This window comes from Pseudonocardia sp. D17 (assembly GCF_036984265.1).
Taxonomy (GTDB): Bacteria; Actinomycetota; Actinomycetes; order Mycobacteriales; family Pseudonocardiaceae; genus Pseudonocardia; species Pseudonocardia benzenivorans.
In genome coordinates, this window is record NZ_BPRG01000241.1 from 32142 (window position 1) to 53043 (window position 20902).

The following is a 20902-nucleotide window of genomic DNA, read 5'->3' on the forward strand; positions in this document are numbered from 1 at the left end:
CGGCCAGCAGGGCGGCGGCCAGCAGGGTGGCGGCCAGGGTGGCGGTCAGCAAGGTGGTGGCGGCCAGCAAGGTGGTGGCGGCCAGCAGGGTGGCGGCCAGGGTGGCGGCCAGCAGGGCGGTGGCGGTCAGCAGGGTGGCGGCCAGGGTGGCAGCGGCCAGCAGGGTGGCGGCGGCCAGCAAGGCGGCGGCCAGCAAGGTGGCGGCGGCCAGCAGGGCGGTGGCGGCCAGCAGGGCGGTGGTGGCCAGGGTGGCGGCCAGCAGGGCGGCGGCCAGCAGGGCGGCGGTCATCAGGGCGGCGGCCAGCAAGGTGGTGGCGGTCAGGGCGGCGGCCAGCAGGGTGGTGGTCAGCAAGGTGGCGGCGGTCAGGGCGGCGGCCAGCAGGGCGGCGGCGGCCAGCAAGGTGGTGGTGGTCAGCAGGGCGGCGGCCAGCAGGGCGGCGGCCAGGGTGGGCCGCGCGGCGGACACGGCCACGGCGGTCATCAGGGCGGTGGCCAGCAAGGCGGCGGCGGTCAGCAGGGTGGCGGCGGCCAGCAAGGCGGCGGCCAGCAGGGCGGCGGCCAGCAGGGCGGCGGTCATCAGGGCGGCGGTCAGCAGGGTGGGCCGCGCGGCGGTCACGGCGACCCCCGCGGCGGTCACCAGCAGGGCGGTCACCAGCACGGCGGCCAGAGGCATCACGCTCACCACCACGGCGACCCGCGCGGTCACGGTGACCCTCGTGGGCACCAGCACGCCGGGCACCACCGCGGTCACCAGCACCAGCACGCCGGTCACAACCACGCCGACCCGCGCGGCGGGCACAACCACGGCGGTAGCTGGGACCCGCGTGGCGGCCACGCCGACCCCCGCGGCGGGCACCAGCACGCCGGGCACCAGCACGGTCACCACCACCAGCACGCCGGTCACCACCACCACGCCGGTCCGCAGCACGGGAAGCCGCAGGCCGGTCCGCAGCACGGCAAGCCGCAGGCCGGTCCGCACCACGGCAAGCCGCAGGGCGGTCAGCACCACGGGAACCCGCGTGGCGGCAACGGCGGGACCAACTCGCCCGCGCGCCAGCACGTCGACCTCGACAAGCTGCTCGACGGGATCCTCGGGCACATCACGAAGCCCGCGAGCAAGTTCCCGATCAACATCGTCTGATCTGCTCGCCTGAGCCCGCGACCCCCGTCTCGACCGAGACGGGGGTCGCGGTCGTCCTGCGGCCTCCTCCACCGGAGGGTTTGCGTTCCGCCGGCGGGCGGTCATCCTGGACCGGACCGGCCGCACCGACCCAAGGGACAACGTTGACTCTCGCCGAGAAGCCCGCACCGGACGCCGTCACCGCCGGCCGGAACGCTGCCGACCACCTCTGGATGCACTTCGCGCGAATGGGCCGGTATGCCGAGAAGCCGGCACCGGTGATCACCCGCGGCGAAGGCGCGTACATCTACGACGACCGGGGTCGCCGCATCCTCGACGGGCTCTCGGGGCTGTTCGTCGTCCAGGTCGGACACGGCCGTCGGGAGCTCGCCGAGGCCGCGGCGCGGCAGGCCGAGACGCTCGCGTACTTCCCGGTGTGGGGCTACGCGCACCCGCCGGCGATCCAGCTGGCCGAGCGCGTCGCCGACCTCGCGCCCGGCGATCTCGACCGGGTCTTCTTCACCAGTGGTGGCGGGGAGGCCGTCGAGAGCGCGTGGAAGGTCGCCAAGCAGTACTTCAAGCTGCTCGGGAAGCCGACGAAGCACAAGGTCATCAGCCGGATGACGGCCTACCACGGTACGACGCAGGGGGCGTTGTCGATCACCGGCGTCCCGGCGATGAAGCAGGACTTCGAGCCGCTCACCCCCGGCGGGTTCCGGGCGGCCAACACGAACATCTACCGCGCGACGCAGCACGCGGACGACGCCGAGGCGTTCGGGCGCTGGGCCGCCGACCGCATCGAGGAGGCGATCCTCTTCGAGGGCCCGGCGACGGTCGCGGCGGTCGTCATCGAGCCCGTGCAGAACTCCGGCGGCTGCTTCACCGCGCCGAGGTCGTACTTCGCCCGGGTACGCGAGATCTGCGACCGGCACGACGTCCTGCTCGTCGCCGACGAGGTGATCACCGGCTTCGGCCGGCACGGTGCGGCGTTCGCGTCGGCGAAGTTCGGCCTGCAGCCCGACATCATCACCTGCGCGAAGGGCCTGACCTCGGGCTACAGCCCGCTCGGCGCCATGATCGCGAGCGAGCGCGTCATCGAGCCGTTCCTCGCCGACAAGGTGGCGTTCCCGCACGGGTACACGTTCGGCGGGCACCCGGTGTCGGCCGCCGTCGGCCTCGCGAACCTCGACATCATGGAGCGCGAGGGCCTCTACCAGCGCGTCCTCGACAACGAGGACGGCTTCCGCGCGACGCTCGACCGGCTGCGCGACCTGCCGATCGTCGGCGACGTCCGCGGCGACGGGTACTTCTGGGCGATCGAGCTGGTCACCGACGCCGCCACGAAGGCCGTGCTCGACGCCGACCAGCGCGAGCGGCTGGTCCGCGGTTTCCTGCCGTCGGCGCTGTTCGAGGCGGGCCTGTACTGCCGCCCCGACGACCGTGGCGAGGCCGTCGTCCAGCTCGCCCCGCCGCTGATCTGCGGCCAGGCCGAGTTCGACGAGATCGAGCAGATCCTGCGCGGCGTCCTGACCGAGGCCTGGTCGCTGCTGTGACGTCGGACCCGCTCTTCGACGACCTCGATCTCGCCGACGTCGCGCGCAGGCCGGGGATCAAGTGGCGCGCGGCCGGCGCGGGTGTCGTCGCGGCGTGGGTCGCGGACATGGACTTCGCGCCGCCCGCCGAGGTCACCGACGCGATCGTCGACGTCGTGCGTGCCGGGGATCTGGGCTATCCGGAGTGGCTCACGACCGGGACGCCGCTCCGGGCGGCGTTCGCGGACCGGATGGCCGACCGGTTCGGCTGGACGTTCCCCGCCGACGAGGTCCGCGAGCACACCGACCTGATCCAGGGCCTGCAGCTCGTGCTGCACCTGGGGTCGTCGCCCGGCGACGGCGTCGCCGTGCACACCCCGGGCTACCCGCCCTTCCTCGCGACGATCGAGGCCATGGCGCGCAAACGGTTCGACGTCCCGTTCCGGCTCACCGAGCACGGCTGGGACCCCAACCTCCCGGCGCTCGACGAGATCGCCCGCTCCTGCCGCGTCCTCGTGCTCGTCAACCCGCACAACCCGACGGGTCGCGTCCTGACCTGCGACGAGCTGACCGAGATCGCGGCGATCGCGCGCAGGCACGACCTGCTGGTGGTCTCCGACGAGATCCACGCGGAACTGGTCCACGACCCGTACGAGCACGTCCCGTTCGCCTCGCTGGGGGCCGACGCGGCCGCCCGGACGGTGACGCTGACGTCGGCGAGCAAGGCGTTCAACCTGGCCGGGCTGCACTGCGCCGTGGGGCACTGGGGTCCGCCGACGCTGCGCGGCGTGCGCGACGCGCACCCGTCGTCGCTGTTCGGGGAGGTCTCGTCGTTGTCGGTGGCCGCGACGCTCGCGGCCTGGGCGCACGGCGACGACTGGCAGCGCCGGCTGCGGGTCGTGCTGCGCCGCAACCGCGACCGGGTCGCCACGTGGCTCGCGGGGCTGGGTGGCGACGACCCGGTTCCGGAGGCGACCTACCTGTACTGGTTCGACGCGGCGCTCCTCGGCCTCACGGGCCCCGACCCGGTCGCCGACGCGCGTCGCGACGCCGGCGTCCGGCTCGAGGGCGGGCCGGGCTTCGGCACCGGGTCGTCGGGACGGCTCCGCCTGAACTTCGCGACGGCCGCCCCGATCCTCGACGAGATCCAGCGCCGGCTGGAGGCGCTGCGGGCCTGATCGACGGGTTCCCCGAGATCCGCTTCGGGAGGATGCTGTCGCGATGACGCTCACCCTGGACCTGTCGTTCTGGGACACGGTTCTGCTCGTCGTGGTCGTGATCCTCGTGAGCCTGGTCGCGGGCCGCATCCTCGGGGTGCGACGCGGGTTCTGGCGGGCGGCCGCGGCGGGGGTCCTCGGGACGTTGGTCGGGCTCGCCGTCGCGGCGACGCTCGTCGGCAACGACCCGACGTCCACCGCGTCCGACGTCCTGCTCGTCGCGTTCGGGTTCGCCGTCCTCGCGACGATGATCATCAGCGTCGCGCTCGAGGCCGTGCTGCGGCCGCGGCGCACCGCGCGTCGCGGCTCGCTGCGGACCAGGGTCAGGACGTTCCTCACCGTCGGCGGCCGGCTGTGGGAGGTCGTGCGCATCGCCCGCAGGAACGGCCTCGCGGGGCCACGGCTCGCGTCGCGGGCTGCGTTGTCGAGCCCCGAGGGGGGCCTGCGGATCCGGCGCTTCCTCGAGGACTGCGGGGGCATGTTCGTCAAGTTCGGGCAGATCGCCTCGACCCGCTCGGATCTGCTGCCGCCGCCGGTCGTCGACGCGCTGGCCGACCTGCAGGCCAACGTCAAGGCGGTGCCGACCCCGCTGATCAAGGAGCGCGTCGAGGAGGAGCTGGGGGCGCCGGTGGCCGAGGTCTTCGCCGAGTTCGACGACGAGCCGCTGGCGGCGGCGTCGATCGGGCAGACCTACCTGGCCCGGCTGCGCGACGGCGAGCCCGTCGTCGTGAAGGTGCGGCGGCCCGGGATCGAGGTCGGCGTCGCGCGTGACTCCGCGGTCCTGCGGTGGGCCAGCCGGACGGCGTCCCGGCGCTCGGCGGCGGTGCGGTCGCTCGGCCTGGCCCCGCTCGCCGACGAGCTGATCCGCTCGGTCGACGGGGAGCTCAGCTACCTCGCCGAGGCCGCCAGCGCCCGTGCCCTCGCCACCGCGACGACCGAACCCGGGGTGCAGGTGCCGCACGTCGTGACCGACATCAGCACCGACGCCGTGCTCGTGCTGCAGCGTGTCGACGGCCGACCGGTGTCCGACGCCGCCGCCGTCGACGCGACGGGCGTCCCGCGCGCCGAGCTCGCCGACCGGCTGCTGGGCACGTTCCTCACCCAGGTCATGGCCGCGGGGGTGTTCCACGCCGACCCGCACCCGGGCAACGTGCTGATCGACCGTGCGGGAACGTTGTGGCTCATCGACTTCGGCGCCGTCGGGATCATCGACCCGGTCACGATGGAGGCCCTGCAGCTGATGGCCGCCGGGATGGCCACCGGGCAGCCCGGGCTGATCGTCCGCGCGCTGCGGCCGCTGGCGGGAGCGGCGGGCGACGCGATCCGTCCGCAGGCGTTGGAGGCCGAGATCAGCCGGGTGCTGTCGGCCCAGATGCACGCGGGTGGGTTCGACCCGCGCAGCATGCAGGACGTCATCTCGATCATGCAGCACCACGGCATCCCGGTGCCGCCGACGCTGACCCTGCTCGGCCGGGCGCTCGTCACCCTGGAGGGCACGCTGCGGGTCGTGGACCCGCAGGTCGACCTCGCGACCGCCGCCGCGTCGAGGCTCGGGTCGACGCTGGACCTGAGTCCGGAGGGCACGCAGGACATCGTGCGCAAGGAGGTGGTGCGCAACCTGCCGTCGCTGCGGGCGCTGCCCGGCCTCGTGGAGGATCTCGGGCTGCAGCTGCGGTCGGGCCAGGCGCGCCTGCAGGTCGACGTGTTCTCCGGTCCCGGCAGCCGGACCGCCGCGCGGTGGGTCGACCGGGTGACGTTCGCGCTCGTCGCCTCGGTCGGGCTGCTGGCCTCGGCGTTGATGCTCGTGGGCGTCACGCTCGCGCCGGCGGGCAACGCCACCGGCGCGCTGACGGCGATTGGCTACATCGGCCTCGTCGTGACGTCGGTGATGCTGATGCGCGTCGTCGCCCAGATCCTGCGCCGCGAAGGGGACGCGAACCGGTGAAGCGCGGCCCGGCCAGCGTGGCCCGGCCAGCGTGCAGGAACGGCACTTTCCCGCAACCCAGTTGCGGGAAAGTGCCGTTCCTGCAATACGGCCGGCCCCAGCGGACCGGCCCCCCCGCTCACGGGCTGTCGACGCCTGCCAGGAACTGGGCGTTGTAGAGGCGGTAGTACGCGCCCTGGGCGGCGAGCAGCTCGTCGTGCGTGCCCTGCTCGACGATGCGTCCCGCCTCCATGACCAGGATCAGGTCGGCGTCGCGGATCGTCGAGAGCCGGTGGGCGATGACGAAGCTGGTCCGGTCGCTGCGCAGGGCGGCCATGGCCCGCTGCACCAGCACCTCGGTGCGGGTGTCGACGGAGCTGGTCGCCTCGTCGAGGATCAGCAGGGAGGGGTCGGCGAGGAAGGCCCGCGCGATCGTCACGAGCTGCTTCTCGCCCGCGCTGATGTTGCTGCCCTCCTCGTCGATGACGGTGTCGTAGCCGTCGGGCAGGCTGCGCACGAACCGGTCGACGTAGGTCGCGGTGGCCGCCGCGAGGATCTCCTCCTCGGTGGCGCCGGGCCGGCCGTAGGCGATGTTGTCGCGGATCGTGCCGTTGAACAGCCACGTGTCCTGCAGCACCATTCCGATCCCGGAGCGCAGGTCCGCGCGCGCCATCTTCGCGATGTCGACGCCGTCGAGGGTGATCCGGCCGCTGTCGAGCTCGTAGAACCGCAGCACCAGGTTGACCAGCGTCGTCTTGCCCGCGCCGGTGGGGCCGACGATCGCGACGGTCTGCCCGGGCTCGGCGACCAGCGACAGGTCCTCGATCAGCGGCGAGTCCTCGACGTAGCGGAACGACACGTCCTCGAACGCCACCCGGCCGCGACGCTCCTTGCGGCGCAACGGCTGCACGGGGTCCGGCGACTGCTCGTCGGCGTCGAGCAGCTCGAACACCCGCTCCGCCGACGCCACCCCCGACTGCAGCAGGTTCGCCATCGAGGCGATCTGCGTGAGCGGCTGGGTGAACTGGCGCGAGTACTGGATGAACGCCTGCACGTCGCCGAGGGTCATCGCGCCCGACGCCACGCGCAGCCCGCCGATGACGGCCACCAGCACGTAGTTGAGGTTCCCGATGAACATCATCGACGGCATGATGATCCCCGACATGAACTGCGCCCGGAAGCTCGCCTGGTAGAGCTCCTCGTTCTTCGCCGCGAACGACGCCTCGACCTCGCGACGGCGGCCGAAGACGCGCACCAGCTCCTGGCCGGTGAAGGCCTCCTCGATCTGGCCGTTGAGCGCGCCGGTGTGGCGCCACTGGGCGACGAACTGCTTCTGCGAGCGCTTGGCGATCGTCTTGGTGAGCCATAACGACACCGGGATCGTGATCAGCGCGATCACCGAGAGCAGCGGGGACACCAGGAACATCATGATCAGCACACCCACGACGGAGAGCAGCGAGATCATCAGCTGGCTCATGGTCTGCTGCAGGCTCTGCGAGATGTTGTCGATGTCGTTGGTGACGCGGGAGAGCACCTCGCCGCGCTGCTGGCGGTCGAAGTAGCTCAGCGGCAGCCGGTTGAGCTTGTCCTCGACCTCGCGCCGCAGCACGAACACGGTGCGCTGGACGATGCCGTTGAGCACGTAGCCCTGGACGTAGCCGAACACCGACGCGCCCAGGTAGATCACAACGACGCCGAGCAGCACGAGGCCGAGGGCGTGGAAGTCGATGCCGGCCCCGGGCACCACCTGCTGGGCCTCGATCACGTTGGCGACGGTGCCGTTGCCCTGGGCCCGGGCGGCGGCCGCGGCCTCGGCGGTGGTCATGCCGGCCGGGAGCTGCCGGCCGATGACCCCGGCGAAGATCAGGTCGGTGGCGTGGCCCAGGATTCTCGGGCCGATGACGTTGAGCGCCACACTGATCACGCCCAGCGCGACGACGACGGCGACGCCGAACTTGTGCGGGGTGAGCAGCCCGGCGAGCCGGCGGGCCGACGGCCCGAAGTTCGACGCCTTCTCCGCCGGCATGCCGGCGCCCATCCACGGCGGGCCACCGCCGCGCCGGGCGTTGGCCATGCCGCGGGCGGCCTTGCCGGTCTCCGCGTCCTGCTTCGGCTTGCCGCCGGGGGCGGGTGTCGTGGTGGTCATGCGGCCGCCTCCGCGGACAGCTGCGACTCGACGATCTCGACGAACGTCGGGCACGTCTGCAGCAGCTCGTCGTGTGTCCCGCTCCCGACGACGATCCCGTCGTCCAGCACGAGGATCTGGTCGGCGTCGGCGATGGTCGACACCCGCTGGGCGACGATGACGACGGTCGCGTCGGCCGTGACCGGGCGCAACGCCGCGCGCAGCCTGGCGTCGGTGGTGAGGTCGAGCGCGGAGAAGGAGTCGTCGAAGAGGTATATCTCCGGTCTGCGGATCAGTGCCCGCGCGATGGCGAGGCGTTGCCGCTGGCCACCGGAGACGTTGGTGCCGCCCTGCGAGATGGGGGAGTCGAGCCCCTCGGGCATGGCGGACACGAAGTCCGCGGCCTGCGCGATCCGCAGCGCCTCCCACAGCTCGTCGTCGGTCGCGGCGGGGTTGCCGTAGCGCAGGTTGCTCGCCACGGTGCCGGTGAACAGGTAAGGCCGTTGCGGGACGATCCCGATGCGGCCCCACAGGTCCTCGGGTTCGAGCTCGCGGACGTCGACGCCGTCGACGCGCACGGCGCCACCGGTCGCGTCGAACAGCCGCGGGACCATCGAGATCAGCGTCGTCTTCCCGGCGCCGGTGCTGCCAATGATCGCGGTGGTGCGGCCGGGGAGCGCGGTGAAGGTGATGTCGCGCAGGACGGGCGCCGCGGCGCCGGGGTAGGCGAACGTCGCGTGGTCGAACTCGAGCACGCCCTCCCGGCCTGCGGGCGTGACCGGCGCGGCCGGCGGCGCGACCGACGACTCGGTGTCGAGCACCTCGGTGATCCGTTCCGCACAGACCGACGCGCGCGGGATCATGATCGCCATGAACGTCGCCATCATGACGGCCATGAGGATCTGCAGCAGGTAGGCCAGGAAGGCGGTCAGCGCGCCGATCTGCATCTCGCCGGTGTCGATGCGCCCGGCGCCGAACCACAGCACGGCGACGCTCGAGAGGTTCAGCACGAGCATCACGATCGGGAAGATCAACGCCTGCAGCCGCCCCGCGGCGATCGCGACGTCGGTGACGTCGGCGTTGGCGCGCCGGAACCGCTCGGTCTCGACCGGCTCGCGGACGAACGCGCGCACGACCCGGATACCCGTGATCTGCTCGCGCAGCACGCGGTTGACGGTGTCGATGCGGGTCTGCATCAGCCGGAATTTCGGGACCATCCGGACGATGACGAGCCCGATGGCGACGACCAGCACCGGCACGCACACGGCCATGAGCCAGGACAGCCCGATGTCCTCGTTGAGCGCCATGATCACACCGCCGACGCACATGATCGGGGCCGCGATCATCATGGTGCAGGACATCAGGACCAGCATCTGGACCTGCTGCACGTCGTTCGTGTTGCGGGTGATCAGCGAGGGCGCGCCGAAACGGTTGACCTCGCGGGCGGAGAACTCGCCGACGCGGTGGAAGACGGCGGTGCGCACGTCGCGGCCGAAGCCCATGGCGGTGCGCGAGCCGTACCAGACGGCGGCGATGGAGCAGGTGATCTGCACGAGCGTGACCAGCAGCATCCAGCCGCCGGTGCGGACGATGTAGCCGGTGTCGCCCAGCGCGATGCCCTTGTCGATGATGTCGGCGTTGAGGCTGGGCAGGTAGAGCGAGGCCATCGTGCCGACGAGCTGCAACAGCACGACCAGCGTCAACGGACGGGCGTAGGGGCGCAGGTGCGTGCGCAGGAGGCGGACGAGCATCTTCTCAGACCTCGATCGTTCGGGCGTGGTGGCTCGCGACCGGGGTGCCGGCCGGATCGGCGTCGGGGGTCGGGGACCCGGGGGTGGGGCTCGTCCGCGCGGCCATCCCGATGAGCAGGACGTCGACGATCGCCTCGGCGGTCATCGGCCGGCCCTCGCAGATGAGGGGGTGGGTGGCGGAGAACGTGAGCAGGCGCAGGGTGTGGGCGAACTCGGCGGGCGTGACGCGCAGGCTCTCGCCGTCGCCGGCCACGACGTCGGCGACCGCGGCGCGGAACGCCTCGTTCGCCTCGTCGCGGCGGTGCGCGTCCCAGCCTTCGGGAGGCCGCGGTGACCGGTGCAGGCCGAGCGCGCCGAGCAGGCCGAACGCGCCCCGCAGGCGCTCCTGGACGATCTCGACGACGGTGATCAGCCGCTCGCGCAGGGGCAGGCTCCGGTCGACGGTCGCGAGTGCGGCCATCGCGTCCCTGGGGTCGAACCCGCGCTCCAGGACGGCGCGCATCAGCGCGTCCTTGTCCGGGAAGACGCGGAAGATCGTCCCCTCGGCGACGCCCGCGGCCTCGGCGATCTGGCGGGTGCTGACCGACGGCCCGTCGCGCAGCACCAGCGGCAGCGTCGCCTCGACGATCGCCGCCCGGCGCTCGTCGGGCGGCATGCGGCTGGCCCGGCCCGTTCGCGTCCTCACGGCGCCGGACACTAACTGAGTGCGAACTCAGTAACAAACGAGTTCGCCGTCAGCGGAGTACCGGCTGGTCAGCCGCCCACGATCGCCAGGTGGCGGACTCCTGTTCGGCCGGTGTGCGAGAAGTTGTCGAGCTCGGCGAGTTCGACGTCGTCGAGGACCGGGAGCCGGTCGAGCAACCCGTCGACGTCGTGCGGCAGCAGCGACCGGCGTCCTTCCAGGCCGGTGAGGAACATGCTGACGCCTGCCGACCCGGCCCGCCCGAACGCCCGGTGCAGAGCCTCCACGCCGTCGGTGTCGAACCGGCGGATCTGTGCGAGATCGATGATCAGTGCGCCGGGACCCGCGGGCCGCGGGGTGTCCTCGACGAGCCGTTCGACGAGCCGCACCAGCCGACTGCCCGTGCGTCCCGACAGCTCGCCCGCAGCCCTGACGATGTGTCCCCGTCCCGACCGTTCGACGGCCAGTTGCATCGTGAACGTCGCGTGCATTCCTCCCCCGTCTCGGGTGGCCGCCCCCGTTGGTGGCCCCCGGGGCATCGTTGCCCGCTCGGGTGAACGCCTCGACGCTAGGAAATGAGCGGCGCACACACGAGGGTCGAAGGTCCCGCCGTCCGGTCCGGGGTCCGCCCTGGTCGCTGTGGCTCGCAGGGCGGCTCCCGGACCGCACGTCTCCGCGACCGGCTGCGCAGCACGGGCGAGAGGGTCACCCTCGCCCGCACCCCCCGGACGGCGCGGCCGGGTCGCGGAACCTCGTGCGGTGCCGCACGATTACCCAGACCGTACCCTGTGGACGTTCAGGGCCCGGAAGGGCGCTCCTGCAAGGCCCAGCCGTTGCCGTCGGGGTCGTCGAAGAAGCAGAACGAGTTCCACGGTCCGCCCTTGCCCGGAGCCCACGTGCCGTCCTCGCCGACGTGCCGGACCTCGGTGACGTCGACGCCCCGTTCCGCCAGCTGGGACCGCGCGGCCTCGACGTCCGACACCGAGATCTGCAGGCCCTTGACCGAACCCGGCTCGGTCGAGGCCAGACCCGTGCCGAACGTGACCGAGCACGCCGAGCCCGGCGGGGTGAGCTGCACGATGCGCATCGTGTCGCTGACCTGCCGGTCGACGTCGACGACGAACCCGACCTGCTCGGCGTAGAAGGCCAGGCTCCGGTCGACGTCGGCCACGGGCAGCACGACGACCTCCAGCTTCCAGTCCATCAGCGTCTCCTCGTCACACGGCCGCCCGGTGCGGTGCGGCGCACTGGGAAGAACGACGCAGTGTCCCCGAACTCATCGGTGCCGGGGGAGTGTCGCGGGCGGTGCCGGTCGGCGCGGCCGGACGAGGGGGTTCAGCGCGGGGTGAAGTCGGGGTCGCGACCGAGCTCGCCGAGCAACCGGTCCTGCAGGGGCGCGTCGTCGGGTACGGCCACCCGCGGCCCGAACACGACGATCCCCGGCCCGAAGGCATCGGGCGTCCGCATCTCCGCCGGCATCGCCACGGCCGTCGGCCACATCCGCTCGACCTCCGCGGGGTCGATCGTGTCGTCCTGGAAGGTGGCGCGGGCGAGGTCCCAGCCGTGCAGGACGAGGTCGGCGCTCACGACCTCGTCGACGTGCCGGGCGACCGTCGTCTGACCCATCGGGGTGCCGACGACGGTGCGTGCGACGGTCGGGTCGACCAGCACGGCCTCGACGTCGGCGCGGGCGGCGTGCACGGCGGCGAGCGGGTCCTCGTCGACCGTGGGTGCGGGGCTCAGGGCGCGCCCGACCGGTGTCAGCATCGCCTGGTGCATGTCGACGACGTGGCCGACCACGTCCCGCGCCGTCCACTCCGCGCACGGCGACTGGTTGCCCCACGCGGTCTCCGCGACCCCGGCGACGGTGGCGGCGAAGCGCTCCGACCGTCGGCGGAAGCGCCGGACGATGTCGTCGAGCGCGGCGTCGTCGAGCGCGGCGTCGTCGGGGGTGACGTTGTCGAGCGCGGCGTCGTCGGGGGTGACGTCGTCGAGCGCGGCGTCGTCGAGCCCGGCTACGTCGAGCGCGGATTCGTCGAGCCCGGCGTCGGGCGGCTTCTCCTCGCTCACGCGTCCCTCCGTTGGTCCGGATGCCGGGTGCCGACGGCATGCTGCCACCCCGGCGAGCCGGGCGGAACGACCTGCGGCCGCGACACCGGTGGGCGCCCCGATCCGGGGAGGAGCGCCTCGGGCACGATGAGCGGGTGGGGCGCGTTGGCCCTGCGAGGGCACGTTCGCGACGACCCGGGGGAGAGTGGGTGCGCAAGGGCACAGCGGTCCTGCTGGTGGTCGTGCTCGCGATCGCGGTGGGGATCGGCGTCGTCGTCTGGCGGGCGGTGAACAAGCCGAGGCCGGGGTGCGTCGTCTCCGGCGACCGCGACATCACGCTGTCGATCGAGCAGGCCGAGAATGCCGCGACGATCGCGGGCGTCGGGTACGCCGAGGGCCTGCCCGACCACGCGGTGACCGTCGCCATCGCGACGGCGCTGCAGGAGTCCCGGCTGCAGAACCTGCCCGACGGCGACCGCGACTCCGCAGGCCTGTTCCAGCAGCGCCCGAGCCAGGGCTGGGGAACGTACGCGCAGGTCACCGACCCCGTGTACGCGGCGACGGCGTTCTACCGGAAGCTGCGCGAACAGCCCGACTGGCAGGACATCAGCGTCACCCAGGCCGCGCAGGTGGTGCAGCGCTCGGCGGCACCGCAGGCCTACGCGCAGTGGGAGCCGCAGGCGCGTGCCATGGCGATGGCGCTGACGGGGGAGTCGCCCGCGGCGCTGCGCTGCCGGGACGTTCCGCTGACCGTCCCGGGCGCCGATGTCGCCACCGTCGCCGCGAACGAGCTGGGCACGACCAAGCTCTCCGGGCCGCAGCCGCAGCAGCGCGGCTGGGCCATCGCGTCGTGGCTGGTCGCGCACGCCGCCCGGCTCGGCCTGGACTCGGTGACCTACGACGGGCGCACCTGGACGGCCGACTCCGGGCAGTGGGAGACGACGGGTCCCGCCGACGGCACGCTGTCGCTGCAGCGCGCCACCAGCGCCGACCAGTAGCCGGCGCCTGTGGGCCGTGGCCGTCAGTCCGCCAGCCCGTGCCGGTAGGCGTAGTTGACGGCCTGGGCGCGGTCGCGCAGCCCGGCCTTCGCGAACAGGTGGTTCACGTGGGTCTTGATCGTCGCCTCGCCGACGACGAGCCGACGCGCGATCTCGCGGTTCGACAGCCCCTGCGCGATCAACGCCAGCACCTCGACCTCGCGCGGGGTGAGCCCGTCCGGCGGCTCGCCCCCTGCCGGCGCGGGCTGGGACGCGGCGACGAGCCGGGCCAGCGCGCCGGCGTCGATCGTGCCCTGGCCGTCGGCGGCCGAATGCAGCGCGCGGCCGATCGCGTCGGCGTCGGCGTCCTTGGACAGCCAGCCCGCGGCGCCGGCCCGCAGCGCGGCGACGATGGCGTCGTCGTCGACGTAGGTCGTCAGCACGACGACGGCCGTCCCGGGGTGGGCCGCGCGGACCCGGCGGGTCGCCTCGACGCCGTCGCAGCCGGGCATCCGCAGGTCGGTGAGCAGCACGTCCGGGCGGTGCCGGTCGACCAGCGCGACGGCCTCCTCGCCGTCGGCGGCGGCCCCGACCACGGTGATGCCCGGCAGCAGGCCGAGCAGGGTGGCGAGCCCGTCGCGGACGATGCGCTGGTCGTCGGCCAGCACGACGCGCAGCGCGCGGCCCGTCCCGTCGCCGCCCGTCACGCCGTCGTCGTGGCCGCTGCCGGAACCGTCAGGGTCACCCGCCATCCGTCCTCCGTCGGTCCCGCGTCGACGTGCGCGCCGATCAGCGCAGCGCGTTCGCCCATCCCGACCAGACCGTAGCCGCCCGGTGTCGAGGGTGCGGGCGGCGCACCGGCCCGGTCACGGACGTCGAGGACGACCGCATCGTCGTCCCGGGCGAGCCGGACCCGCACGGGCGCGTCCGGCGCGTGCTTGCGCGCGTTGGTCAACGCCTCCTGCGCGGTCCGCAGCACGGTCTCGCGGACCTCGGGCGGCAACAGCCCGACGTCCTCGGCGTCGAGCGTCGCGTCAGGATGTTCGGCCACGAGCGCCTGCAGCCCCTCGCGCAGGTCGACGGGCTCGGTGCGCAGCGCGTGCACGGCGCGCCGGGCCTCGGCGAGCCCCTCGACGGCGAGACGGTGCGCACGCTCGATCTGTTCCACGGTGTCGGCCGGCGACCCGTCGCGCTGCACCATCAGCTTCGCGCCCTGCAGCTGCACGGCCAGCGCCGAGAGCGAGTGCGCCAGCACGTCGTGGACGTCGCGGGCGATGCGGGCCCGCTCGGCGAGCGCGGCGGCGCGGGCGTGCTCCTCGTCGGCCCGCGCCTCCGAGGCCTGCGCGATCTCGCGGTCCTCGGCCCGGCGCCGCGCGGCGCGCTGGGCGGTCCCGATGAGCAGGACGCTCACCATCGACAGCACGACGACGCCGATCGAGAGCAGGCTCTCCCCGCGCATCGCGACCGCGAGCCCGGTGTCCGTCGCGACGAGCACCGCGAGCGCCCAGGGGAGCGACAGCCGGCTGCCCGCGGCGCCGACCGCGACGTAGCAGAACGTGATCGGGACCGACCAGTGCCCGATGTCGGCGACGAGCAGGACACCGCCCGCCGCGACGGCGACGATCCACGCCGGCCCCAGCCAGGGCGGCCACGCCGGCCGGGTCGCCATGGCGGTCCAACCGGCGATCGAGAGCAGGCAGCCGGTGACCGTCAGCACGGACAGCCCGAGGCGCGGCGGCCCGATGACCGCCGCGCCCAGGATGACGGGGAGCCATGCCAGCGAGCCGACCCGCCGGAACGGCCCCGGTCGCGGATCGAGGATCACCGTCCGAGTGTGGCCCGGCCGGTGCGCTCCGCGCGACGGCCGTCGCGCAGCGGCCGCCCGTCCTGCCGGATCCGCCGCCGCAGCACGATGCCCTGGACCGCGAGGCTCACGCCGAACGACAGCGCGACCGTCGACGTCGCGAGGGCCGCGGTGGCGGCGTCCACGTGGTGGGCGCCGATCTCGATGGCGACGCGGGTGGCGATCGAGATCGTCCACAGCGCCAGCGCGGGCACGCCGCCGCGCAGGTACAGGAAGCCCTCGCGGGTCTCGAGGCTGACGGCGCGGGCGCGCAGCCAGCCGAGGACGACGGTGAGGACCAGCTCCCCGCCGATGAGCGCGCCCCCCGCGGCGGTGATCGTCGGGTGTGCCTCCATGACGGCGTAGAGCCCGAGGACGATCAGCAGCAGCGGCAGCAGGGTGAGCTTCGTCCCGCTGGCGTACTGGCCCACGACCTGCCGGTACACGATCCAGCCGAGGACGAGGACCGCGATGAGGATCTGCTCGATGTTCACGACGTCGAGCCTGCTCGGTTCGGTCCCGCCGGACACCGGCCCACGGGTGGAGACCGGGTGGAGATCGGGTGGGCCCGGACCCGGTGCCGGGCCCACCCGTGGGCGGTTCGGCGGGATCAGCCGGGGAGGACCGCCGCCGACGAGCGGACGAGCGGCCCCGGCGGCCCGACGCCGAGGAGCCGGGACGTGAGCATCGAACGGATCTTCGCCGTCCTGCTGGCCGGCCTGCTCGGCTTCGGCGGCTTCGGTTCGCTGCCCGGGCTGTGCGGTCAGCCGGCCGGGGCCGGCGTGCAGACGGACACGGAATCCTGCACTCGGCGGCCGTCGGCAACATCAGCCCTGGGCCGAACGGCCTCTACCTCGTCGCGGTCGGCTACTTCGTCGGCGGGACGGCCGGCGGGCTCGTGGCGGCCGTCGCGCTGGCCGTCGCCGCCGGTCTGTTGCTGGGCTGACGGTGCGTTCTAGCGCCTGATCAGCGTCGTCACCCGCACCACCGACGGGCCCGCCGGTGTCGACCCGAAGCCGAACCGCACCGGCGGGTCGACCGGGGTGAGCGCCCCCTGGTCGACGCCGTCCCAGGCGACCGACGCCGCGACGATCCGGTGCATGTCGCGGGCGCAGTAGAACTCGTCGCGGTCACCAGTGGCGCTGCCCCGCGTCCGCACGCCGGGGAGCACCCTGCGGGCGACGACGTCGATCGCCGACACCCACGGGATCGACGTCGCGAGCGGGGTGGGGACGGCCGCGAGCAGCAGCCCGAGCGGGGGCCGCCCGCCGGTGCGGAACGTCGCAGCGAGCGGGCCCGCGCGGACGGTCCAGCGGGGGCCGTCGACGGTCGCCGCCACCGGGACGACCCGCACCTCGTCGAACGTGTACGTCGCCGCGACGAACTCGGCCACCGCCGGACCGGGCGCGAGGAGCAGCCGGTGCCCGTCGGGGCGTTCGGCCATCACGTCGGTGAACGCGCCCAGCGGCGACCGCCTCCAGCGCCCGACGACGACGCGCAGCCCCGCGGCCGTCCCGAGCCCCGCGATGTGGCCGTCGAACCGGTCGAGCGTGGTCGTGGTCCCGGTCATCGTTCCCCGTCCGCCATGCGCTCGACGCCGTCGAGCAGCAGCCGCAGCCCGAATTCCCATGCGGCGTCGGAGTACTCCTCGTCGAAACCGCCCTGCTCCCAGATGTGCGTCATCGCCGGGAACCGCTCGGGCGTGTAGTAGGTGCCCCAGAAGCTCTGCCGGGACTCCCAGTAGTCGTCCTGGGTCACCCCGGTCCGGGCCGAGACACTGGTGTCGGTCACCGCCGAGCGGGCCGCCCCGAAGACGTGCGCCTCGACGAGGCCCGCCACGCGGGCGACCGTCGTCGCGGGCAGCCCGGTGAGCAGGACGGCGCGGTAGAGGTCCTCCTGTGCGTCGAGCACGTGCGGGCCCAACGGCATGCGCCACAGGTTCGAGCGGATCAGCCACGGGTTGGCCTGGTACATCGCCCACGCCTCGCGGGCGTGGAACTCGACCTGCGCCCGCCACGGCAGGGTGCGGTCGGGCAGGGCGCGCCCGGCCCAGGCGCGGTCGATCATCAGCTCGAACAGCTCCTCCTTGCCCGGCACGTAGGTGTAGAGGCTCATCGCCCCGACCCCGAGGTGCTGTGCCACCTTGCGCATCGACAGCTCGTCGACGCCCTGCTGCGAGGCGACCTCGATCGCGCCCGAGACGACCTGGTCCAGCGTCAGTCGCTGGCGCGGGCCGCGGGCAGGTGGCGGGGGCGGGTCCCAGAGCAGCCGGATCATGGCGCGGCCCTCGGCCGTGCCCCACTCTGTGTCTGGTTCGTCCATTTCGCGAGCCTCTCTTCAGGCACTCACTTCGTACGGTGTACCGTATCGGCCGCTGACGCGGTACGCCGTACGGAGTTCGGAGGCCGGATGATCCACACCGAGTCGCTCGCCAGGACGTTCCGGGTGGGCAAGGAGACGGTCGAGGCCGTGCGCGGGATCGATCTCGACGTGGCCGAGGGGGAGCTGGTCGCCTTCCTCGGCCCGAACGGCGCGGGCAAGTCGACCACCCTGCGGATGCTCACCAGCCTGCTCCCGCCCACGTCCGGCAGCGCGACCGTCGCGGGGGTCGACGTCGTCGCGAACCCGGCGGAGGTCCGGCGGCGCATCGGCTACATCGGGCAGAAGGACGGCGCCGGCCACAACTACCGGGTCCGCGACGAGCTGCTCATGCAGGGCCGCTTCTACGGGATGAGCAGGGTCGAGGCGGCCGAGAGCGGCGAGGAGCTGCTGCGCACGCTCGACCTCGAGGCGTTGCGGATGCGCAAGGTCAGTTCGCTGTCGGGCGGCCAGAAGCGCAGGCTCGACATCGCGCTCGGCCTCATCCACGCACCCGGCCTGTTGTTCCTCGACGAGCCGTCCACCGGGATGGACCCGCAGAACCGGGCCAACCTGTGGGACCACATCATGCGCATCCGCGAGCAGCGCGGCACCACGATCGTGCTCACCACCCACTACCTCGACGAGGCCGACGCCATGGCCGAGCGGGTCGTCATCATCGACCACGGCCGGATCATCGCCGACGACACCGCCGAGACCCTCAAGGCCAAACAGGCGGGCGACCGGCTCACCGTCGTCGTCCGGCCCGACCAGGCCGCGGCCGCCCGGGCCCTGTTCGGGGCCGAGGGCAGCGACCTCGAGGAGCGCCCCGACGACGACGGGGTGGCCCTCTCCGTCCGCGTCGACGCCGCGTCGCACGCCATGCCCGGGGTCCTCGCCCGGCTGCGGGACGCGGGCCTCGACGTCGTCGCCGCGGCGGCGCGGCGTCCCACCCTCGACGACGTCTTCCTCAACCTCACCGGCCGCAGCCTGCGCGAAGGAGAGTCCTGATGGCGGTTCTCGCCCCGCCCGCATCGGTCCGCACCAGCGTGCTCACCGACATCGGGCACGTGTGGTGGCGCGAGACGCTCACCATCGTCCGTGACCCGTTCTCGCTGATCTTCTCGCTGCTGCAGCCGCTGGTCTTCCTGGGTCTGTTCGGGCCGCTGCTGGCCGGGCTCGCCGGCGACGGCGCGCTGTTCGGCGGGTCGTCGCTGCAGTGGTTCCTGCCCGGCGTCGTCGTCATGATCACGATGTTCGGCACGTCGATGACGGGCGCGAACCTGCAGTTCGAGATCATGACCGGGGCATTCGAGCGGATCCTGGCGACGCCGCTGTCGCGCGCGTCGCTGATGATCGGGCGCGCACTCAAGGAGCTGACCCCGCTCGTCGTGCAGGCCGCGATCATCACGCTGGTCGCGATCCCGTTCGGGTTCGTGCTCCACCCGCTGCACGTGGTCGTCGGGCTGCTGATCCTGGGGGTCTTCGGTGTCGGGGTCGGCGCACTGTCCTACGCGCTCGCGATCGCCGCCCGCAAGAGCGAGTGGATCTTCTGGGCGGTGCAGCAGGCGTTGCTGTTCCCGCTGCTGATCCTGTCCGGGATGATGCTGCCGCTGGAGACCGGACCGGGCTGGATGCAGGTCGTCTCCAGGTTCAACCCGCTCACCTACGTCGTCGACGCCGAGCGCGTCCTGTTCGCCGGCTCGTTCGACGACGTGCGGATCCTGTGGGGTCTGGTCGCGGCGCTGGTCACCGCGGCGATCGGCCTGTGGGTGGGCATCCGCTCGATCCGCAGGGCGACCATGTGAACCCTGTGAGCGACGCCCCACGGCGCCGACGCTGCGCGAGCCGCGACCGACGCCCTACAGCGCCAACGCTGCGCGAGACGCGACCGACGTGAGGCCGGCCCGCGCCGCGCGGGCCGTCGTCCAGCCGCGGGCGTCCCACTCCGGACCGGCCAGCGAGTCCGCGGCCAGCAGCACCTGGGCGAAGCGCACCCCGCGGAACCGGGCGACCGCGATGAACGCCGACGCCTCCATGTCGACGGTCAGGCAGCCCTCCTCGCGCCTGCGCCGGGCCCGGGCGGGCGTCTCGCGGTAGACGGCGTCGGTCGTCCAGGTCCGTCCGGTGACGTGCGGCAGGCCCGCGGCGTCGAGCGTCCGCTGCAGGACGGCCACCCCCCGTGGGTCGGCGTCGACGACCCGGCTCGGGCGCAGGTAGTGCGCGGAGGTGCCCTCGTCGCGCAGTGCGCTACCGACGACGACCGCGTGCCCCATGACCAGGTCCGGGACGAGCACCCCCGCTCCGCCGACGGCGACGATCCGGCGGGCGCCCATGGCGATGAGCTCCTCCAGTGTCATCGCCGCCAACGGCGCCCCGATCCCCGGATGGGCGACGGCGACGGGACGCCCGTCGATCTCGGTCTCCCACACCGTCGTCTCGCGTTCCGACGAGAGCCGCGTGATCCGGCGGGCGCCCGCATCGGCCAGGCCGGCCACGACCTCGGGGAAGAAGCAGAGCACGGCCGCCTCGGGGACCCGCGCCCTGCGGGCGAGCCGGGCGGGATCGAGGATGCCGGACTCGTCGAGGTCGTCCTCGTACAGCGGCGGCGGTTCGGGGAGGTCCACGCGTGGATCATGCCGACAGTCACCCGATCGTGTTCCACGTGGAACCGCCGCGGTCGTACGGTGGGTGCCCCGGCGGTCGCCGGGACGTCGAGCGAGGGGAGCCGACCGTGCCACAGCCCGCCGGAGCAGAGCTCGAGGCCGTCCGCGAGCGCCGCGCGCAACTGCGCGACAAGTACCTGCACCCCGCCGCCGAGCGCCCGGCGACCACGGTGCGCGGCGTCCACCACCTGGCGCTGATCTGCCGCGACGTCGAGGAGACGATCCGCTTCTACCAGGACACCCTCGGGTTCCCGCTGGTCGAGCTCGTGGAGAACCGCGACTACGCGGGATCGAGCCACTTCTTCTTCGACATCGGCAACGGCAACCTGCTCGGCTTCTTCGATTTCCCGGGCCACGACCATCCCGACTTCCACGAGACGATCGGCGCCGTGCAGCACCTCGCGCTGTCGACGTCGCCCGCGGAGTTCGACGTCGCGAAGGCCAAGCTCGACGCGGCCGGGATCGACTACCTCGGGCCGGACCGCGGCGTCGAGAACAGCCTCTACATCCGCGACCCCAACGGCGTCGGGATCGAGTTCTACCGCGAGGAGCTGGGCCGTTTCGAGGGCGAGCCGCTCCTGTAGCGGGGACCGGGGGCTGCCCCCACCGACCCTTTCGCACCGTCCGTGGCACTCTGGACCGGGGCCCACCGGGCCCG

Annotated in this window: 21 protein-coding genes; 8 read left to right on the top strand and 13 right to left on the bottom strand. The window is 73.2% G+C overall.

Going from position 1 to position 20902, the window contains the following annotated elements; translation table 11 throughout:
• A partial coding sequence (locus PSD17_RS33575) for a hypothetical protein (RefSeq protein ID WP_339126199.1) occupies positions 1 to 1099 on the bottom strand: 1099 nt, incomplete at its 3' end.
• Between the two features lie 185 nt (positions 1100 to 1284).
• Between PSD17_RS33575 and PSD17_RS33580 the strand changes: the two genes are divergently transcribed.
• The 3 genes from PSD17_RS33580 to PSD17_RS33590 are packed head-to-tail and all read left to right on the top strand — an operon-like array spanning position 1285 to position 5814.
• On the top strand, positions 1285 to 2673 hold the full coding sequence (locus tag PSD17_RS33580; protein WP_103380359.1) for an aspartate aminotransferase family protein: 1389 nt from the start codon (positions 1285 to 1287) through the stop codon (positions 2671 to 2673).
• Positions 2670 to 3830 (top strand): MalY/PatB family protein, encoded by a 1161-nt coding sequence (locus PSD17_RS33585; protein ID WP_013672521.1) that lies wholly within the window; start codon positions 2670 to 2672, stop codon positions 3828 to 3830. The genes PSD17_RS33580 and PSD17_RS33585 overlap by 4 nt, the downstream gene beginning before the upstream one ends.
• A 43-nt stretch (positions 3831 to 3873) precedes the next feature.
• Positions 3874 to 5814, top strand: coding sequence for an ABC1 kinase family protein (locus tag PSD17_RS33590; protein WP_339126200.1), 1941 nt, complete (start codon positions 3874 to 3876; stop codon positions 5812 to 5814).
• Positions 5815 to 5932: 118 nt separating this feature from the next.
• Here the strand turns inward: PSD17_RS33590 and PSD17_RS33595 are convergent, their stop codons facing one another.
• The 6 genes from PSD17_RS33595 to PSD17_RS33620 all read right to left on the bottom strand — a co-directional run bounded on the left by PSD17_RS33595 (position 5933) and on the right by PSD17_RS33620 (position 12421).
• Entirely contained in the window at positions 5933 to 7939 is a 2007-nt protein-coding gene (locus PSD17_RS33595) for an ABC transporter ATP-binding protein (RefSeq protein ID WP_013672523.1), read from the bottom strand.
• The gene (locus PSD17_RS33600) at positions 7936 to 9669 is read right to left on the bottom strand and encodes an ABC transporter ATP-binding protein (RefSeq protein WP_013672524.1); all 1734 of its coding nucleotides are present in this window, start codon (positions 9667 to 9669) and stop codon (positions 7936 to 7938) included. The genes PSD17_RS33595 and PSD17_RS33600 overlap by 4 nt, the downstream gene beginning before the upstream one ends.
• A gap of 4 nt (positions 9670 to 9673) precedes the next feature.
• The gene (locus tag PSD17_RS33605; RefSeq protein WP_339126201.1) at positions 9674 to 10354 is read right to left on the bottom strand and encodes a TetR/AcrR family transcriptional regulator; all 681 of its coding nucleotides are present in this window, start codon (positions 10352 to 10354) and stop codon (positions 9674 to 9676) included.
• A 68-nt stretch (positions 10355 to 10422) separates the two neighbouring features.
• Entirely contained in the window at positions 10423 to 10842 is a 420-nt protein-coding gene (locus PSD17_RS33610; protein WP_013672526.1) for an STAS domain-containing protein, read from the bottom strand.
• A 305-nt stretch (positions 10843 to 11147) separates the two neighbouring features.
• On the bottom strand, positions 11148 to 11555 hold the full coding sequence (locus PSD17_RS33615; protein WP_013672527.1) for a VOC family protein: 408 nt from the start codon (positions 11553 to 11555) through the stop codon (positions 11148 to 11150).
• A gap of 131 nt (positions 11556 to 11686) precedes the next feature.
• The gene (locus PSD17_RS33620) at positions 11687 to 12421 is read right to left on the bottom strand and encodes a TIGR03086 family metal-binding protein (protein ID WP_339126202.1); all 735 of its coding nucleotides are present in this window, start codon (positions 12419 to 12421) and stop codon (positions 11687 to 11689) included.
• A 188-nt stretch (positions 12422 to 12609) separates the two neighbouring features.
• On the opposite strand from PSD17_RS33620, the gene PSD17_RS33625 reads away from it, so the two are divergent.
• Positions 12610 to 13398: a hypothetical protein gene (locus tag PSD17_RS33625; RefSeq protein WP_013672529.1), complete on the top strand. Its 789-nt coding sequence runs from the start codon at positions 12610 to 12612 to the stop codon at positions 13396 to 13398.
• A 23-nt stretch (positions 13399 to 13421) separates the two neighbouring features.
• Here the strand turns inward: PSD17_RS33625 and PSD17_RS33630 are convergent, their stop codons facing one another.
• The 3 genes from PSD17_RS33630 to PSD17_RS33640 are packed head-to-tail and all read right to left on the bottom strand — an operon-like array spanning position 13422 to position 15750.
• On the bottom strand, positions 13422 to 14129 hold the full coding sequence (locus PSD17_RS33630; protein ID WP_013672530.1) for a response regulator: 708 nt from the start codon (positions 14127 to 14129) through the stop codon (positions 13422 to 13424).
• The gene (locus tag PSD17_RS33635) at positions 14081 to 15202 is read right to left on the bottom strand and encodes a sensor histidine kinase (protein WP_013672531.1); all 1122 of its coding nucleotides are present in this window, start codon (positions 15200 to 15202) and stop codon (positions 14081 to 14083) included. Before PSD17_RS33635 ends, PSD17_RS33630 begins: the two co-directional genes overlap by 49 nt.
• Complete coding sequence (locus PSD17_RS33640) at positions 15199 to 15750, bottom strand: hypothetical protein (RefSeq protein ID WP_339126203.1); 552 nt, start codon at positions 15748 to 15750, stop codon at positions 15199 to 15201. Before PSD17_RS33640 ends, PSD17_RS33635 begins: the two co-directional genes overlap by 4 nt.
• Positions 15751 to 15977: 227 nt before the next feature.
• Here PSD17_RS33640 and PSD17_RS33645 point away from each other — a divergent pair, with 227 nt between their 5' ends.
• Positions 15978 to 16166, top strand: coding sequence for a hypothetical protein (locus tag PSD17_RS33645; RefSeq protein WP_339126204.1), 189 nt, complete (start codon positions 15978 to 15980; stop codon positions 16164 to 16166).
• Positions 16167 to 16175: 9 nt separating this feature from the next.
• Here PSD17_RS33645 and PSD17_RS33650 read toward each other — a convergent pair whose 3' ends face one another.
• On the bottom strand, positions 16176 to 16790 hold the full coding sequence (locus PSD17_RS33650) for a hypothetical protein (protein WP_013672534.1): 615 nt from the start codon (positions 16788 to 16790) through the stop codon (positions 16176 to 16178).
• A complete protein-coding gene (locus PSD17_RS33655) occupies positions 16787 to 17542 on the bottom strand; it encodes a TetR/AcrR family transcriptional regulator (protein WP_013672535.1) in 756 nt (251 codons plus the stop codon). Before PSD17_RS33655 ends, PSD17_RS33650 begins: the two co-directional genes overlap by 4 nt.
• A gap of 87 nt (positions 17543 to 17629) precedes the next feature.
• Between PSD17_RS33655 and PSD17_RS33660 the strand changes: the two genes are divergently transcribed.
• Both PSD17_RS33660 and PSD17_RS33665 read left to right on the top strand, forming a co-directional pair.
• Complete coding sequence (locus PSD17_RS33660; protein ID WP_339126205.1) at positions 17630 to 18589, top strand: ATP-binding cassette domain-containing protein; 960 nt, start codon at positions 17630 to 17632, stop codon at positions 18587 to 18589.
• Positions 18589 to 19386, top strand: coding sequence for an ABC transporter permease (locus PSD17_RS33665; protein ID WP_013672537.1), 798 nt, complete (start codon positions 18589 to 18591; stop codon positions 19384 to 19386). The genes PSD17_RS33660 and PSD17_RS33665 overlap by 1 nt, the downstream gene beginning before the upstream one ends.
• A 54-nt stretch (positions 19387 to 19440) precedes the next feature.
• Here the strand turns inward: PSD17_RS33665 and PSD17_RS33670 are convergent, their stop codons facing one another.
• On the bottom strand, positions 19441 to 20205 hold the full coding sequence (locus PSD17_RS33670) for a nucleoside phosphorylase (RefSeq protein ID WP_013672538.1): 765 nt from the start codon (positions 20203 to 20205) through the stop codon (positions 19441 to 19443).
• A gap of 107 nt (positions 20206 to 20312) precedes the next feature.
• Between PSD17_RS33670 and PSD17_RS33675 the strand changes: the two genes are divergently transcribed.
• On the top strand, positions 20313 to 20828 hold the full coding sequence (locus PSD17_RS33675; protein WP_041760303.1) for a VOC family protein: 516 nt from the start codon (positions 20313 to 20315) through the stop codon (positions 20826 to 20828).
• Positions 20829 to 20902: the final 74 nt, after the last annotated feature.